The 15,630-nt window shown below is 36.4% G+C and carries 16 protein-coding genes; 4 read left to right on the plus strand and 12 right to left on the minus strand.

The window, feature by feature from the left end; all coding sequences use genetic code 11:
* Nucleotides 1–55 precede the first annotated feature (55 nt).
* Genes gcvPB through gcvT form a run of 4 tightly spaced genes read right to left on the minus strand, consistent with a single transcriptional unit; the run spans nucleotide 56 to nucleotide 4,443 of the window.
* Nucleotides 56–1,528 (minus strand): aminomethyl-transferring glycine dehydrogenase subunit GcvPB, encoded by a 1,473-nt coding sequence (gcvPB, locus tag HW423_RS00090; protein ID WP_218929933.1) that lies wholly within the window; start codon nucleotides 1,526–1,528, stop codon nucleotides 56–58.
* Nucleotides 1,521–2,876 (minus strand): aminomethyl-transferring glycine dehydrogenase subunit GcvPA, encoded by a 1,356-nt coding sequence (gcvPA, locus tag HW423_RS00095; RefSeq protein WP_268951444.1) that lies wholly within the window; start codon nucleotides 2,874–2,876, stop codon nucleotides 1,521–1,523. Before gcvPA ends, gcvPB begins: the two co-directional genes overlap by 8 nt.
* Before the next feature lie 56 nt (nucleotides 2,877–2,932).
* A complete protein-coding gene (gene gcvH / locus HW423_RS00100; protein WP_218929935.1) occupies nucleotides 2,933–3,313 on the minus strand; it encodes a glycine cleavage system protein GcvH in 381 nt (126 codons plus the stop codon).
* A gap of 14 nt (nucleotides 3,314–3,327) precedes the next feature.
* Nucleotides 3,328–4,443, minus strand: coding sequence for a glycine cleavage system aminomethyltransferase GcvT (gene gcvT, locus HW423_RS00105; RefSeq protein WP_218929936.1), 1,116 nt, complete (start codon nucleotides 4,441–4,443; stop codon nucleotides 3,328–3,330).
* Between the two features lie 374 nt (nucleotides 4,444–4,817).
* On the opposite strand from gcvT, the gene HW423_RS00110 reads away from it, so the two are divergent.
* Complete coding sequence (locus HW423_RS00110; RefSeq protein ID WP_218929937.1) at nucleotides 4,818–6,014, plus strand: amidohydrolase; 1,197 nt, start codon at nucleotides 4,818–4,820, stop codon at nucleotides 6,012–6,014.
* A complete protein-coding gene (locus HW423_RS00115) occupies nucleotides 6,015–6,461 on the plus strand; it encodes a VOC family protein (RefSeq protein ID WP_218929938.1) in 447 nt (148 codons plus the stop codon).
* An 87-nt stretch (nucleotides 6,462–6,548) separates the two neighbouring features.
* Here HW423_RS00115 and HW423_RS00120 read toward each other — a convergent pair whose 3' ends face one another.
* Nucleotides 6,549–6,914, minus strand: a complete 366-nt coding sequence (locus HW423_RS00120; RefSeq protein ID WP_218929939.1) for a DUF1622 domain-containing protein — start codon at nucleotides 6,912–6,914, stop codon at nucleotides 6,549–6,551.
* A 158-nt stretch (nucleotides 6,915–7,072) separates the two neighbouring features.
* Here HW423_RS00120 and HW423_RS00125 point away from each other — a divergent pair, with 158 nt between their 5' ends.
* Nucleotides 7,073–7,756, plus strand: a complete 684-nt coding sequence (locus tag HW423_RS00125) for a YwaF family protein (RefSeq protein WP_218929940.1) — start codon at nucleotides 7,073–7,075, stop codon at nucleotides 7,754–7,756.
* Between the two features lie 33 nt (nucleotides 7,757–7,789).
* On the opposite strand, the gene HW423_RS00130 is transcribed toward HW423_RS00125, so the two are convergent.
* The 5 genes from HW423_RS00130 to HW423_RS00150 are packed head-to-tail and all read right to left on the minus strand — an operon-like array spanning nucleotide 7,790 to nucleotide 11,386.
* Nucleotides 7,790–8,395 (minus strand): alpha/beta hydrolase, encoded by a 606-nt coding sequence (locus HW423_RS00130; RefSeq protein ID WP_218929941.1) that lies wholly within the window; start codon nucleotides 8,393–8,395, stop codon nucleotides 7,790–7,792.
* 15 nt (nucleotides 8,396–8,410) lie between these two features.
* The gene (locus HW423_RS00135) at nucleotides 8,411–9,025 is read right to left on the minus strand and encodes a flavin reductase family protein (RefSeq protein WP_218929942.1); all 615 of its coding nucleotides are present in this window, start codon (nucleotides 9,023–9,025) and stop codon (nucleotides 8,411–8,413) included.
* Nucleotides 9,012–9,926 carry a VOC family protein gene (locus tag HW423_RS00140; RefSeq protein ID WP_235956158.1) on the minus strand — a complete coding sequence of 305 codons (915 nt, stop codon included), beginning with the start codon at nucleotides 9,924–9,926 and terminating at the stop codon, nucleotides 9,012–9,014. Before HW423_RS00140 ends, HW423_RS00135 begins: the two co-directional genes overlap by 14 nt.
* 48 nt (nucleotides 9,927–9,974) lie before the next feature.
* Nucleotides 9,975–10,940 carry a VOC family protein gene (locus HW423_RS00145; RefSeq protein ID WP_218929943.1) on the minus strand — a complete coding sequence of 322 codons (966 nt, stop codon included), beginning with the start codon at nucleotides 10,938–10,940 and terminating at the stop codon, nucleotides 9,975–9,977.
* A gap of 14 nt (nucleotides 10,941–10,954) precedes the next feature.
* A complete protein-coding gene (locus HW423_RS00150) occupies nucleotides 10,955–11,386 on the minus strand; it encodes a MarR family winged helix-turn-helix transcriptional regulator (protein ID WP_218929944.1) in 432 nt (143 codons plus the stop codon).
* A 337-nt stretch (nucleotides 11,387–11,723) separates the two neighbouring features.
* On the opposite strand from HW423_RS00150, the gene HW423_RS00155 reads away from it, so the two are divergent.
* A complete protein-coding gene (locus HW423_RS00155; RefSeq protein ID WP_218929945.1) occupies nucleotides 11,724–12,407 on the plus strand; it encodes a YggS family pyridoxal phosphate-dependent enzyme in 684 nt (227 codons plus the stop codon).
* Nucleotides 12,408–12,454: 47 nt separating this feature from the next.
* Here the strand turns inward: HW423_RS00155 and nrdG are convergent, their stop codons facing one another.
* Nucleotides 12,455–13,027, minus strand: a complete 573-nt coding sequence (gene nrdG, locus HW423_RS00160; protein WP_218929946.1) for an anaerobic ribonucleoside-triphosphate reductase activating protein — start codon at nucleotides 13,025–13,027, stop codon at nucleotides 12,455–12,457.
* Nucleotides 13,024–15,267: an anaerobic ribonucleoside-triphosphate reductase gene (nrdD, locus tag HW423_RS00165; RefSeq protein ID WP_218929947.1), complete on the minus strand. Its 2,244-nt coding sequence runs from the start codon at nucleotides 15,265–15,267 to the stop codon at nucleotides 13,024–13,026. The genes nrdG and nrdD overlap by 4 nt, the downstream gene beginning before the upstream one ends.
* Between the last annotated feature and the right edge of the window lie 363 nt (nucleotides 15,268–15,630).

The raw sequence follows: 15,630 nt of genomic DNA on the forward strand, positions 1-15,630 counted from the left end.
TTGAAATGAAAAGGACGACAGAAAATGAATATCTGCCGTCAAACTTTATTATTTATCATTGAAGACTCGCTTGATAAGTTAACACTGGCTTACGTGCAGCGGTTGTCTCATCTAATCTTCTAACTGATGTCAAGTGAGGTGCTTGTTTAACCATTTCTGGATCTTCCATAATTTCTTTTGAAATTGAAATAAAAGCATCTGCAATTTGGTCTAATTCACGGATTGATTCCGTTTCAGTCGGTTCTATCATCAGACATTCTTCTACAATTAGTGGGAAGTATGTCGTTGGTGAATGAATACCATAGTCTAACAAACGTTTCCCAATATCTTTCGCATTGACATTATGCTCAACTTTTTGTCGCTTACAACTCACAACAAATTCATGCATACAATGTTGGGCAAAAGGAACGTCGTAATATTCTTTAATACGTGCTTTCAAATAATTAGAATTCAAGACGGCATCTTTAGACACTTGCGTTAGGCCATCTGCACCCATAGTTCTAATATAAGAATAGGCACGCACATTCACACCAAAGTTTCCAAAGTTACCTTTAATTCGACCAATACTTTGAGGGTAGTCTGAGTTAATAACGTAATGCTCGTCTACTTTTTCAATTCTAGGAACAGGTAAGAAAGCTTCTAAGTTCGCTTTCACGCCAATTGGCCCTGATCCTGGCCCGCCACCACCGTGAGGTCCTGTAAAAGTCTTATGTAAATTCAAGTGAACAGCGTCAAAGCCCATTGTGCCCGGATTAGACATTCCCATAATCGCGTTTGAATTAGCACCATCGTAATATGCTAAGCCACCTACTTGATGAACAATGTCTACAATTTGTTGAATATCACGTTCATATAAACCTGCTGTATTAGGATTCGTTAACATAATACCCGCAGTCTTTTCATTGACTACTTGTTTCAATGCTTCAATATCTATAATGCCTTCTTTAGTTGAAGGGATTTCAATCGTTTCATAGCCAGCAACCGTTGCTGTCGCAGGGTTTGTCCCATGAGCAGAGTCTGGAACAATAATATTCTTACGTTGGACGCCTTCACCGTTCACTTCATGAAAAGCTTTAAACATCAATATTGCAGCTAATTCTCCATGAGCTCCAGCCGCAGGTTGAAGAGAAATATGATCCATCCCTGTAATTTCAGCAAGGTATTCTTGTAAGTTATACAATAATTCTAAGGCTCCTTGAGCTGTCTCTGGTTCTTGTTGAGGATGAATTTGACTGAATCCGTCTAAAGCAGCAATCGTCTCATTCACTTTTGGGTTATATTTCATCGTACATGACCCAAGCGGATATGGTCCAGACTCAATACCGAAGTTTTTATTCGATAGGGCTGTATAGTGTCGTACCAGTTGCAATTCTGACACTTCTGGTAATTTTGCTACTTCTTGTCGATTTAAATATTCAGGTAAATCTTTAGTTAAATCATATGTTGGGACATCGTTCTCTGGTAAATCATAACTGACATGACCTGGTTGAGAGATTTCAAATATTAATTCATTATATTCTTTAAGCATGACGTGTCACCTCTACTAAACTCGAAACAAAAGCATCGATTTCTGACTTCGAGCGCTTCTCCGTTGCACATAATAAGTAAGTATTCTCAATACCCGTTGAGCGAGTTGCATCATAACCACCAACAAAGCCTAGTTGGTGTAATGCCAAATTAACTTCTTTAACGGGTTGCTCTAATTGAATTACAAACTCATTGAAGAAAGGCACTTGATTAAGAACTTTAAAGCCTTGCGCTTCTAATTGGTCTTTTAAATAATGAGCTTTATTAATATTTTGCTTTGCCATCTCAACAATACCTTCTCGCCCTAAAGCAGAGATAGCTATGGCAGAAGCTAAAGCATATAAAGCTTGGTTTGAACTATAATTACTTATCGCCTTCTCACGACGAATATGTTGTTCACGGGTAGCTAAAGTCATAACGAAACCACGCTCGCCATTTTCATCTTTCGTTTGGCCGACAATACGACTAGGTATTTTACGCATTAATTTCTTCCTAGTTGCAAAGTATCCACAGTGAGGACCACCATAAGACATTGGAATACCAAATGGTAGTATGTCTCCAACAACAATATCTGCACCTAACTTACCAGGCGCTTCTAGAACACCTAGAGCAAGTGGATTTGCTGATACAATAAGTAATGCTTTTGTACCACTCATGGCTTCTTTAATTTCTTTCAAATCTTCAACAGATCCAAGGAAATTTGGGTATTGAATAATGACAGCAGCAACAGACTCATCTAATTGTTCTTTGAGCTTTTCAATATCTGTCACATCGTTTGTTAAAGGTATTTCATTCACTTCATATTCCTTACCAAAGCCATAGGTGTTTAAGACATCAATCCCTTGTGGGTTAACCCCGTGTGATATTAAGATTTTTGCTGATTTTCTTATAGAACTAATCGCTAAATTCGCTGCTTCAGCAATAGCATTGTATCCGTCATACATCCCACAGTTTGCCACTTCCATCTGAGTCAACTCTGCAATCATAGATTGCCACTCAAATAAAGCCTGTAGCTCTCCTTGACTAATTTCTGGCTGGTACGGAACATATGCTGTTAGAAATTCTTGTCTAGATATTATTGCTTGGACAATTGAAGGTATGTGATGATCATACGTTCCTGCCCCGATAAAGTAAGGCATCTGCGTAGCATTCGTGTTCTTACCAGCTAGCTCTCGAGCGTGTTTAATTAGTTCGAATTCACTTAACTCTTTAGGTAAATCCATTCTTTCCTGGGTTCTAACTGCTTTTGGGACGTCTTCATATAATTCATCCACTGACTTAACGCCAATGGTATTTAACATTTTTTCTCTGTCTTCCTCTGTATGAGGTAAATAACGAAATTTTTTCAACTCATTCATCCTCTCACATTTAAACATTCATTCAGATTACTGGATTGAAAATAAACTTAATCTTCTACAAATTCAGTATATTGTTTTAATGATATTAAATGAGATGTATCAACAGCTGATTCACTTGTTAATTCGCAAATCCACCCTAATTCATAAGGGTCTTCGTTAACGTTCTCAGGTTCATCTTCTAAAGTTTCATTCACTGCAGTCACTTTTCCAGCAATCGGTGCGTAAATTTCTGACGTAGATTTCACTGACTCAATGTTTGCGAATGCTTCTTCTAAATCATATTTCTCATCCAACTCGGGTACTTCAACATAGACGATGTCCCCTAATTGTTCTACAGCGTAATCTGTAATTCCGATACGAACAGTATTGTCATCTAATACTTGAACCCATTCGTGATCTTCTGTGTAAAATAATGTATTTTTATCCATTGTACTTCCTCCAATTACTTATTTTTTAACCAATCTTTATTAGTAATCATCGCTGGTACGCGTTTATTTCGAATTTCAATAAAAATTTGATTGTTTATTTTAGCATATGGTTTTCTTATTTGCGCAAAACCGAGTGCTTTTTTAAAGGTTGGTGATTTTGTTCCAGATGTTACTTCCCCAATGACTTTCGTACTTTCTTCTGATTCATAGATTTTATATCCTTGTCGGGCAATTCCTTTTCCAGTAAGTTCAAAGCCACGAGACATATATCGATTCGGATCATTCTTCACTGTCTCAAGGGCTTCCTTACCAATAAAGTTCTCCTTATTTAAATCGACTGCAAAAGCAATCCCACCTTCTATCGGTGTAATTTCTTCGCTAAGATCATTGCCGTATAAAGCCATACCAGCTTCAAGTCGTAAAGTGTCTCTTGCTCCTAGACCACATTCTTTCAGTCCATAAGACTCACCTACGTTAAGCAACGTCTCCCAAACTTCGGCTGTCTCTGACCATGGAATATATAATTCATAACCCAATTCACCTGTGTATCCTGTCTTAGAAATACGCACTGATTCAACACCAGCAATAGTTTGTTCACTGAACATTTGGAAATTATTTAATTCTAACACTTCAGGTGTTGCCATTTCCTTTAATACTTTTTCAGAATTTGGACCTTGAACCGCAATTAATCCGTATTCTGCTGATTGATCGACGATCTCAACTGTGTTATCGGAATTATGTTCATTCAACCATGCTAGAATTTTGTCTTTATTTCCAGCATTGGGAGTGACAAATAATGTATTCTCTGCAACATAGTAATAAATCAAATCATCTAAAGTATAGCCATTCTCATTCACGATGGCAGTATACTGTGCGTCGTTTAATGAAGTCTTTTGTGTATCGTTCGTGATGATTTGATTAAACCATTCAAGCACATTTGAACCTTTAATTAAAATTTCCCCCATATGAGAAACTTCAAAAATCCCAACCGTTTGACGAACCGCATCATGTTCTTCTTGAATCTTTGTGAATTGGATTGGCAGTGCCCAGCCTCCAAAATCAGTTAATTTTAACCCTTTCTCAACATAATAATCAAAAAGTGGGGTCTGTTTTAAATTTTTTTCAGCCATTCTTAACCACCTCCATCGTATTATTACAGCTTTTATATTGTCAACAATATTCTTCATATTAGAATCTAATAAAATCCCTGTCTGTTTTCTAATTATAAGGCACATAGTAAACCTTGCATTACTTCTACGCACGAATATTAATTAAACAATCATATTGTTCGTTATAACTTACTTTTTTTCAGAAAACCTATTGTAGTATAAGCGTTTTTAAAATCTCGTGTGTAAATTTTAGTAGCCGACTTTACACATTCTCAATTGTATTATAACCAATTTTTAATCGACTAACAATAAAGGAAACACAAGCGGTAAAGCTTGAAAATACACTGAAATAGGAATAAGATTATTTAAGTTAGAAAAACCTTAGGAGGCATACAATGTTAGAGAAATTACTAGCAAAAATTGAAGAAAATAAAGATCTGATGATTGATATTCGTCGCTATTTACACGAAAATCCAGAACTATCTTTTGAAGAAGTGAATACTTCTAAATACATCGCGGACTTTTACAAAGATAAAGATGTAGATATTCAAACAAATGTTGGTAATCACGGGGTTAAAGTAACGATTGATTCATGTAAACCAGGTAAAACGTTAGCTATCCGTGCCGACTTTGATGCACTACCTATCGAAGAAGCCACTGGTTTACCCTTTGCATCTAAAAACCCAGGTGTGATGCATGCATGTGGTCATGATGCCCATACTGCTTACATGCTTATCCTAGCTGATGCTCTAATCGAATTAAAAGATGAGTTCGAAGGTAAGATTGTTATAATTCATCAAGATGCTGAGGAAGTTCCACCAGGAGGAGCTATCGGTATGATTAAAGACGGTGTCTTAGACGGTGTTGATAATGCCTTTGGTATCCACGTAATGTCGAACAAACCATATGGAGAAATTCATTACGTATCAGGTGAAGCTCAAAATGGTCGTGCGAAATTTGTTCTTAAAGTACAAGGTGTTGGTGGACATGGTTCAAGTCCTCACGAAGCGAATGACGCGATTGTTGCGGCTAGTTACTTTGTAACAGCGATACAAACAGTTGTTTCACGTCGTTTAAGTCCATTCGATACAGGTGTTGTAACCATCGGTTCTTTCGACGGTAAAGGGTCGTTCAACGCTATTAAAGATTCAGTAGTCCTTGAAGGTGACGTTCGTGGTATGTCTGAAGAAGTACGTAAAAAAATAGAAGACGAAGTAAAACGTATCGTGAAAGGTCTTGAAGTTATGTACAACGTTACTTGCGAACTTGACTACGCAAATGACTACCCTGTTCTATACAATGATCCCGAATTAACAGAACACATTGGTGCAATTTTATCTGAAGCTAATCTTGAAGATGTTACAGGAGTTGTTAAAGCAGGACCAATGTCTCCATCAGAAGACTTCGCTTACTACGCTAAAGAAGTTCCAAGTTCTTTCTTTTATGTTGGTGCAGCCCCAGTAGATAAAGAAGCTTTCCCACATCACCATCCTAAATTAGATATCGAAGAAGGCTCAATGATGATTGCTGCTCGCTCAATGGCAACCGTTGTAGCTGATTACTTCAGTAATGATCAACGCGAGAACAAATAAATGATTACAGGCGTAGAAATTGATTTCGTTGTTGAAGACTCTCTAAAAGCACTTGAAATGTATCAAGCAATTTTTACTGATGCTTTAGAAGTCATTGAAAAGACAAGTTTCCCAACAGGTTTAAACGAAGCGGTGTTTACTTTATACGGCACTCGCTTCCACCTTTTGGATGCAAACGCTGAGTATAATTTATTAGCTCCTACAGAAGATGAGCCTAAAACTTTATGGTTTAATGTAATGGTGCCTAACATTAAGGATACCTTCCAAAAAGCGATTGATAATGGCGCTTTTGTCATTCAGGAACTCTCGCATATGCCTGAAATGGGTATAACCAATGGTATGTTCTTAGACAAAGCAAATTACATTTGGATGTTACATGAAATCCATGAAGAAGTTAGTTTTGAGAAACGCGAAGAATTTTTCAAAGATGAATTTAATTTAGATTAGTAATTTTTACACAAATACACCTTATTATTCAATTGACTAACAATCTTGAATAACAAGGTGTATTTGTATGTATATAATAAGTGCTGATTAATCGAAACTGTCTGAATCGGTCATTAAACGCTCTCGTTCTTCCATATTCGCGTTCTTTACTTCCCAGTGAACGACAACACTTAGAACTATTCTTAGAATTACAACTACGGTTAATACAATCAGTTCTTGTAAATCTCGAATAACGACCGTCTTAATAACCTCTGCCCCAAGTTTAAACTGTAAACTCAAAGCGAGGACTTCACCTAAAGTAATCGTAATCGCCTTATCATGAAAGTTAAAGCCAGATTTCATAAAAATCCAAAGTACCTTTAAACTACCGAAAAAAATAATAAAAATTCCGATTAATTCTAATATATGAATAATGGGTGGGCTAACAATTTGAATCAATTCTTCTAGGAACACTGATTCACAACTCCTTATACTTTTTATTTAATTTTACCGATATCTATCTAAAAGTACAAATGAAAAATGAGTTTGACAAAAAGAAATGAGATTCTTAAAATGAATGCATATTAAACTATTTTTTTATAACTAATATATTATAAAGGGAGGTAACTATCATGGAATACATTCAAATTTTTGGTCCAAATCACTTATTATATATTTCCGTTTTAATCTTCTTTACCTGCCTCTTGTTTATGAATCAAACGTATATTAGCAATCACCGTGAAACCATATCAAAATACATTCTGACTATTTCAATCCTTCAACAAATTTTATTATACGGTTCTTATGTCCTACTCGGTGAATTTACATTACAAGAATCCTTACCCTTCCACATTAGTCGGATTAATACCATTCTAGGTATCATTTTCTTATTTACTAAATCTGATAAATTATTTAACATCGTTGCCTATTTCTCAGTGTTTGCTTGGTTAAGTTTCTTAGTACCATCAAACATTGAACCGATTACGCATCCTAGAGGGGTGAGTTTTTTAACGAATCATGTTATTACATTGCTACTACCCTTCTACGGTATGATTGCCTATAACTATAAAGTTTATGCATCCGCACTTAAGCGTGTCATTCTATTGTTTTTAGTATACTTTGTCTTCGTGACGTTATTTAATCCAATTGTTAATGGTAATTACTTTTATCTTAGAGATAAACCCATCTTTTCTTCCGTACCTAATATCTTTTATTATCCGGGCTCAATTTTAGTATCTATCTTGCTGTTCTTTATTATTGAACAGATATTTCACTTAGTTCAAAGCAAATTTATTCACAAACAAACAGAGGGATGAGTTCTATTATGATCTCGTCCCTCTGTTATTATATTATTTAAAAACTCTATTTAACCAAGCTTTTGCTTGCATAGCTGTTTCACCATTTAACTCATGGGAATTTACCCAAAACGTTGTGACTTCTGCGCCGCGTGTCTCGAAGATATCAACAACATTCTCGCTATCATTTAACGAAACGATGGGATCATTTTCTCCCATTGATAAATAAATTGAAACATCTTTCATATCTTTTGTATTATGAGACACGTCCACTGGATACATTGGTGCAAAGAGTGCCCCTTTATTCACTTGACTGTCTTCTCTTAATAAGATATTGATTGCAATGTTTGATCCGTTTGAAAAGCCAACAAAGACTGCATCATCTAAATTAAAGTTATATTCTTTACTCGATTCAACGATAAACTGATGTAAAGCTTCTCCGCGTTGATTTAAGTCTTCAACATCATATACGCCTTCTTCTTTACGTTTAAAGTAGCGTAACATGCCATTATCTACGACATCTCCACGGATGGCTAAGATTGCTGCCTCAGGATCTAAAATCTCACCTAAGGGTAGTAAATTTGTTTCATTTCCACCCGTTCCATGTAACATAATGAATACAGGATGGTTTGCTTTTCCTTCTCTAAAGATATGTTCCATAAATTATTAACTCCTTTAATCTGGTCGGACTAAATCAAATTGCGTACCTAATTTGGCATAATCCGCACCGGCTAATCGACTCACAGGTTTCAGTTTGTCTGCTATAATATAGCCTGTGTCAACATCGTAAATCTCTTCTGCAAGATGAAAACCAACCACCTCTAGGATGATTAAATCCGCAACGATTAACCCTGATGCATCCGTAATTTCAACAGCTTTATACAACTGTGTCTCATAGCGGACGAGGGCTTCTTTAATCCCTGGTGTGCCAATCAATTCTGAGTTTATAAAGTTAAAGTTTGATACACTTAACTCACTCTCATATGCAGGCAATGTTGCTGATGTTGCATTAGCATCCTTTACGATTCGCTCATCTACAACATGAACCGTCGCTTCTTTCTTTGCGAGAATATTTCTTGAAGTGTCTTTTAGTTGACCATTCGATCGTTGTATCGCAATCGAAACGAGAGGTGGGTTGTTAGAAACAATATTAAAGTAACTAAAAGGTGCAATATTAATGACTTCATCTGATTGCGTCATCACTAATGCAATCGGCCTTGGAATAGTTGTACCTGCTAACTTCTTTTTATTGTCCTTTGAGGACATATTATCTGCTTTAAAAAAATGCATAAATCCTCCTATATTTCGAATTTTGGTAAAGCTTTCTCAATTTCTTCTCACTGGCTTTCATATTGTTCTGGAAGCAAAAGTTTTGTCCTAAAGCATTTAAAGGTTCATCGTCAGCAAAGCCTGGACCATCGGTCGCATATTCGAATAGAACATGGCCTTTTTCTCGCATGTACATCGCTTTAAAGTAATTACGGTCTTTTACTTCTGTGACATGGAAACCTTCATCTTGTAGATATTCGCACCATTCTTGCTGTTTATGATCGTCTTCCATTGACCAAGCCACGTGATGAACTGTTCCAACACCGTCTCTACCTCTCGCTGGTGCTTCTTTAGGTATAATAATGTGATGACGTTGTTCTTCCACTGTTTCTAAGTGGAAGAATTCTAATGTGGCTTCTAATTCCTCTAAACCGAGTTGGTCACGTAATGTATCTCTTGTTGCTTCTGGTTGGCTTGATAGCAACTCCACGCCGTAGTAACCTAAGATATCTGAATTATTATTCTCTTCATCAGTTTCGACGATTGCTAGGCGTAAAGTATGGTTATCTTCAAAGATAATTCCACGATTTCCAAACATATTCGATTCTTCAAAAATAACATCATGAGTTTCTAAATGTTTCTTCCAATGTTCTAATGACCCATTAGGTACTGAGAAAGCAATTCTTCCAACTTGCCCACTACCTTTAACACCACGATTACGCGTATCCCATGGGAAGAACGTTAAGATTGTTCCATCATCCTTACCCTTATTTGAGAAATAAAAATGATATGTATTTACATCGTCAAAATTAACTGTTTGCTTAATTAATTTTAAGCCTAAAACATCACGATAAAAGTGTAAATTTTCTTGAGGGGGACCTGCAATCGCAGTAATATGGTGTAAATGTTTCACTGGTTCCATATTATCAGCTCCTTATATTGTATTAATGATTTCAAAGTCGCCTGGCTATTATTTATTGCGCGTTGTATCAAATGGACGTACAGATGCTTCGATTTCGTCACGTTTTTCTTCTAAGAATGGCGGTAATGATAATTTTTCTCCTAACGATTCATATGGTTCGTCACCCATGAAGCCTGGTCCATCTGTAGATATTTCAATTAAGATGTGGCCAATTCGTGCATATATTGCTTCAAAGAAGAAACGATCTACCCAACCAGAGTGGCGAACGCCGATTTGGTCATATTTTGCTTCCCATGATTTAATTGCGGCATGGTCTTCAACTCTAAATGAAACGTGGTGAACTTCTCCGTAACCTTGGATTCCAACGGGTGTTTCCTCATCTTTACGTAAGATAACACGACCACCGTTTCCACCTTCACCAACTTCAAAGACGGCAACTTCCTCTTCTTCAATCATTGGTTTCATATTATAGATTACTTGTAATAAATGTTTGAAGTCATCAAAATAACTTACAGTAATTTCAATCGGTCCAAGCCCGTAGATAGCTTTATCTGTTGGTACTGGTCCATCTTGCCAAGGTGTTCCAGCTTCTACCCCTTCATTATTCTCGTCAGAGAATAAACGGTAGCGTTGACCATCTTCTTCTTCAAATTCTAAAACTTTTGTACCGAATAAATCTTCAATCTCACCATGCTTGACATCAAATTCTTTAAAACGGTTTAAGTAATATTCTAAAGCTGCATCGTTAGGAACACGTAAGCCAATACGCGAAATTGAGTTTGATCCATAAGTTCCTGAAGGGATATTCGGGAAATCAAAGAATGTTAAATCTGTTCCTGGTGATCCGATGTCATCCGCAAAGAATGTATGATACGTTTGGATATCATCTTGGTTTACTGTCTTTTTAACTAAACGCATACCTAAAATATCTGTGATAAATTTATAGTTTCTTTCAGCACTATTCGTAATCGCTGTAACGTGGTGAATTCCATTAAGTTCAAAATTGTTTGTCATAATAAAACTCTCCTTTATTTGTTGTCTATGCCATTCATTTTCTTCAATAAGAACCGTAGTTGTGCGAGTTCATTATCCGATAATTTATCAAATGATTCTCTAATCAATTCAGCATGCGATGGGAAGATGCGTTCAATTAACTCTTTCCCGCTAGGTGTTAAAGAGGCACGAATGATACGACGATCTTGTTCATTTACAATTCGCTCAACAAGTCCCTTTTCACATAATTTATCAATTAAGTAAGTAGTACTGCTGCTCGCAATTAGAATTTTCTCTTTTATTTGTTGAATAGGTTGTGGCCCTTTATTCAATAATAATTCTAGTACGGCAAACTCATTTAAGTTTAGACCGTGTTTTCTTGAGTCTTTTCTAACTGTTCTATCTAAAGTTTCGCTTGTTCTTTGGATCCCTACAAATGCTTTTAATGATTCTTCGGTTCTGTTCATTGTTGCTCCTCCTAAAAGATTGTTCATATTTTATTATCTCGTTTTCGAATTATAAGTTAAAAATTATAACCGAGCAAAAGCATTTAAAATTTTACTTTAAATGTTTACATCTCGATTTCGAATTAATGTTAACATGAATCAATTTAGAGGTCAAGTCTTTCACTTTTATTAGTGATCAATGAAGTGTTATCTCGACTCCGAAATAATACTAACATGGATATTTGTTCAATGCAAGTATTATTCTTGAATTCGTTTGAATGTCTTCAAATTGACACCCTCCATCATTATTGATAAATTCAATAGAGGAATAATTAAAGGATTGGTGAACGAAGTGACAATGAAACAAACGTTAAAAACAAATATCAATGTAATTCAAGAAACGATTGAAAATCATCTACCCGCTGGAAACGAGGAACCTACTGTAGTTGCAGTCACTAAGACCGTTGATGAAAAAACGATGCGTGATTTGCACGCTCTTGGAGTAAAACACTTTGGGGAGAATCGCCCCGATGTATTCTTAAAGAAATATGAAAATTTAGCAGATATTAATGACGAGATTCAATGGCATTTTATTGGTAATTTACAAACGAGACAAGTGAAGAAGATTATTAATGATATTGATTATCTCCATTCTCTGGACCGTCTCTCTTTAGCAAAAGAAATTCAAAAACGCGCTGAGCAGCCGGTTAACTGTTTCATTCAAGTTAATGTGAGTGGTGAAGATAGTAAATCTGGTTTCCAACCCGACGCGTTGGCTGACACTTTAAAAGAGTTAGAAGCATATGATAAGTTAAATATCATTGGCCTAATGACAATGGCTCCTATTGATGCCAGCCAAGAGGAAATTCATGAATATTTCCGCTTTTTAAAAGAGTTACAAGTTGAAGTGGAACAAAGTAACTTTACAAATGCTCCTTGTACAGAAGTTAGCATGGGCATGAGCCAAGACTATCCCATCGCTGTTTCAGAAGGAACTACTTTCATACGTGTAGGTACTGCCTTTTTCAAAGATGCTTTATAAGTAAAAAAACAACAGTTCAAAAAAATCGAGCTGTTGTTTTTTGTTTATTAATAATATGGTTGACCATTCGATTGTGTCCAAAGCACAACTTTATCTTGCGCCAAACTCTGTTGGACGTCGATAATACGTTGATTTGTACTGCCTCTGAATTGCCTTGTGAGGTCTTTTTTATTAATGTCAAAACGCCCATCGACTAAAACATCGATAAGGGATAATAGTTCCAACTTATCTTCAGATTCTAAAAGTAATTCTTCCCATGTATAACCAGTCCATGACCAAATATCTTTAGTCTGCTGGTATTTTTCTCGGATTGCTCTACATAAAGGGACTACGATATTGGTATTTAACATAGGCTCTCCGCCTAGTAAAGTTAAGCCTTGGCAATATGATGCCGCGAGATCTTCAATGATTCGCTCTTCCAATTCTTGCGTATAAGGTGTGCCGTAGTTAAAGTTTTGTGCGACACGGTTGTAACAACCGACACAGGCAAAGGGACAACCACTGACGTAAAGACTACATCTGACTCCTTCGCCATCTACAAAATTATATGGTTTGTAATCTGCAATCTTTTCTAGACTCAAATCTTTGGCTAGCCATTCTTTGGGTTTGGGATTTTTCATTCGAGTACGCTCCTTGAATCATTTGCTAATTTCGCTTTCTGATTGCGTTTCAATTTCACGACACTCTCCGGAATATGTTTCACTCGCGCGTTAATTTCTTTATGTCTTCCACGCACCATCGGTCTTTTCTGTGGATTACCTAAATAGCCACAAGTTCTCTTTACAACGTCTGATGTGTCAGGATTTTGATTGCCACATTGAGGGCATTTAAAACCACGTTCGGTCGCTTCAAACTCTCCATCAAAGTCACATTCATAACAATGATCAATCGGTGTATTCGTTCCTAGATACCCAATCTTGTCATAAGCGAAGTCCCATACTGTTTCTAATGCTTTTAAATTTTGGCGCATATTCGGATATTCACAGTAATGGATAAACCCGCCACTACAGTATTGTGGGTAGTCTTTTTCGAATTCAATTTTTTCAAATGGGGTCGGGTTCTTTCTGACATCATAATGGAAAGAATTCGTATAATAATCTTTATCGGTAATGTCAGGAATCGAACCAAATTGTTCTTTATCCATGCGGCAAAATCGGTCTGTTAAACTCTCAGATGGAGTGCTGTAAACACTGAAATGATAGCCATACTGATCGCCTAACTCGTCAGCTTTAGCTTTAAGCGTTTTAATCACTTCTAGTGTGAATTCTTTTGCTTCTTCTTTCTCTTCCCAAGCCGAACCATAAAAAGCTGTCGCCACTTCATATAATCCGATATAACCCAGCGACACTGTTGCGCGTTTATTTTTAAATAATGTATCGACGGAATCCTCTTCATTCAATCGTTCACCAAATGCTCCATACTGATATAAGATGGGTGCGTTCTCTGGTAAAGCTTCCTTCACTCTCTCCACACGATACACTAAAGCGTCAGTCATAATATCAAGTCTTTCCTTTAATAATGACCAAAATTGTTCTTTATTCTCACGAGATTCAATCGCAATTCTTGGTAAATTCAGTGTGACAACTCCCAAGTTCATTCGACCATCATTGACTTCTTTTCCGTTCTCATCTTTCCAACCTTGAAGGAATGATCGGCACCCCATCGGCACTTTAAAACTGCCTGTCAACTCAACTAATTTGTCATACATTAGAACATCTGGGTACATACGGTTAGCTGTGCATTCAATCGCTAGTTGTTTGATGTCATAATTAGGATCTACTTCTTTTAAGTTCACTCCGTCTCTTAATGTAAAAACAAGTTTAGGGAAGATTGCGGTTCTTTTCTCGCTACCCAAGCCTTCTAATCTGACTTTCAAAATCGCGAATTGGATTTCTCTTTCAATCCACGAAGTTCCTAAACCAAAGCCAAGTGTTGTAAAAGGGGTTTGTCCTTGAGACGTATACAGTGTATTGATTTCATATTCTAAACTTTGCATCGCATCATAAATATCTTTTTTCGTTTTACTCATCGCAAATGCTTTTTGTTTATCCTCATCTTCAATCCACTCATGCGCCATCTTTAAATTCTTTTGATAGTTTTTCTCACCATATGGAGCTAAAATCTCATCAATTCGGTTGGCACTTGTTCCGCCGTACTGACTACTTGCAACGTTGGCAATGATTTGAGCCATTTGAGCCGTAGCCGTTTGGATCGATTGGGGTGATTCGACTTGTGCATTTCCAATTGTAAATCCTTCATTAAACATTGTTTCAAAGTCGATTAAGCTACAATTTGTCATCGGTGCATAGGGTTGATAATCCAAATCATGGTAGTGTATTTGCCCTTTTAAATGAGCGTTAGCGACATGAGGTGGTAACATCTTTAACCCAATGGCTTTAGCTGTGACACCGGCAGTCAAATCTCTTTGTGTATTAAAGACACGACTATCTTTATTCGCATTCTCGTTCACAAGTGTACTTTCTTTTCCAGTTAGGGCTTTGATACTTTCATTGATATCAACAGCTTTTATACGTTCCTGATCTCTTTGAACCCGGTGGCTAATGTAAGCTTGAGCAACCTCATAGTATTCAGAAGCAACGAGTACTTCTTCCGTTACGCGCTGTATTTGATTAATCGTCAATTCTTGACCGTATCTACTTGATAGTTTTGTAATGATTTCTTCAACTAATTCTGATAATTCAGTATTTATCATTGTTTTATTATTTGAATATACATGAATAAACGCATTGTTAATCGCAGATTTTATTTTGTTAGGATTAAAATTAACGACTCGCCCGTCTCGTTTGATGACGATCCAATTTGTTATACTTTCCTTGATATCTTTAAATATTATATCCATTTCCATCCTCCTCAAACACAATATATAGTGTACACTTAATAATAATAGCACATATATTGTGTGAGTCTAGGGATTTCAATGATTCTATAAATAATATTTATCTAAAATTCAAAGTAATTGCGGTGTGAAGGGATTGGGAGGAATGATATTTTGTCTACGATGATAATGACAGAAATAAACGTAGTCCATGAATAAACCGAGTATGTCTCTGGTTGTCCACGATTATAAAACTAGCATAGTGCCGGAATCGAGTACTCGAATTGAACCCGAATGCAGGTTTGCCCATTTTCCCAACAAAAAAAGAGCTGCAACCACAGCTCCTTCAATCAACACTTATTATTCTATGACTAGCATGTTATTATC

This window comes from Ruoffia halotolerans, assembly GCF_014049385.1.
In the GTDB taxonomy this organism is placed as follows: domain Bacteria; phylum Bacillota; class Bacilli; order Lactobacillales; family Aerococcaceae; genus Ruoffia; species Ruoffia halotolerans.

What these genes read in the sequence shown, in the direction of transcription:
- nrdD (WP_218929947.1), bottom strand. Translation starts at nt 15,267, where the DNA reads ATGGATATAATATTTAAAGATATCAAGGAAAGTATAACAAATTGGATC.
- nrdG (WP_218929946.1), bottom strand. Translation starts at nt 13,027, where the DNA reads ATGAAAAATCCCAAACCCAAAGAATGGCTAGCCAAAGATTTGAGTCTA.
- gcvPB (WP_218929933.1), bottom strand. Translation starts at nt 1,528, where the DNA reads ATGCTTAAAGAATATAATGAATTAATATTTGAAATCTCTCAACCAGGT.
- HW423_RS00110 (WP_218929937.1), top strand. Translation starts at nt 4,818, where the DNA reads ATGTTAGAGAAATTACTAGCAAAAATTGAAGAAAATAAAGATCTGATG.
- HW423_RS00130 (WP_218929941.1), bottom strand. Translation starts at nt 8,395, where the DNA reads ATGGAACATATCTTTAGAGAAGGAAAAGCAAACCATCCTGTATTCATT.
- gcvH (WP_218929935.1), bottom strand. Translation starts at nt 3,313, where the DNA reads ATGGATAAAAATACATTATTTTACACAGAAGATCACGAATGGGTTCAA.
- HW423_RS00145 (WP_218929943.1), bottom strand. Translation starts at nt 10,940, where the DNA reads ATGACAAACAATTTTGAACTTAATGGAATTCACCACGTTACAGCGATT.
- HW423_RS00125 (WP_218929940.1), top strand. Translation starts at nt 7,073, where the DNA reads ATGGAATACATTCAAATTTTTGGTCCAAATCACTTATTATATATTTCC.
- HW423_RS00155 (WP_218929945.1), top strand. Translation starts at nt 11,724, where the DNA reads ATGAAACAAACGTTAAAAACAAATATCAATGTAATTCAAGAAACGATT.
- HW423_RS00140 (WP_235956158.1), bottom strand. Translation starts at nt 9,926, where the DNA reads ATGGAACCAGTGAAACATTTACACCATATTACTGCGATTGCAGGTCCC.
- gcvT (WP_218929936.1), bottom strand. Translation starts at nt 4,443, where the DNA reads ATGGCTGAAAAAAATTTAAAACAGACCCCACTTTTTGATTATTATGTT.
- HW423_RS00115 (WP_218929938.1), top strand. Translation starts at nt 6,015, where the DNA reads ATGATTACAGGCGTAGAAATTGATTTCGTTGTTGAAGACTCTCTAAAA.
- HW423_RS00135 (WP_218929942.1), bottom strand. Translation starts at nt 9,025, where the DNA reads ATGCATTTTTTTAAAGCAGATAATATGTCCTCAAAGGACAATAAAAAG.
- HW423_RS00150 (WP_218929944.1), bottom strand. Translation starts at nt 11,386, where the DNA reads ATGAACAGAACCGAAGAATCATTAAAAGCATTTGTAGGGATCCAAAGA.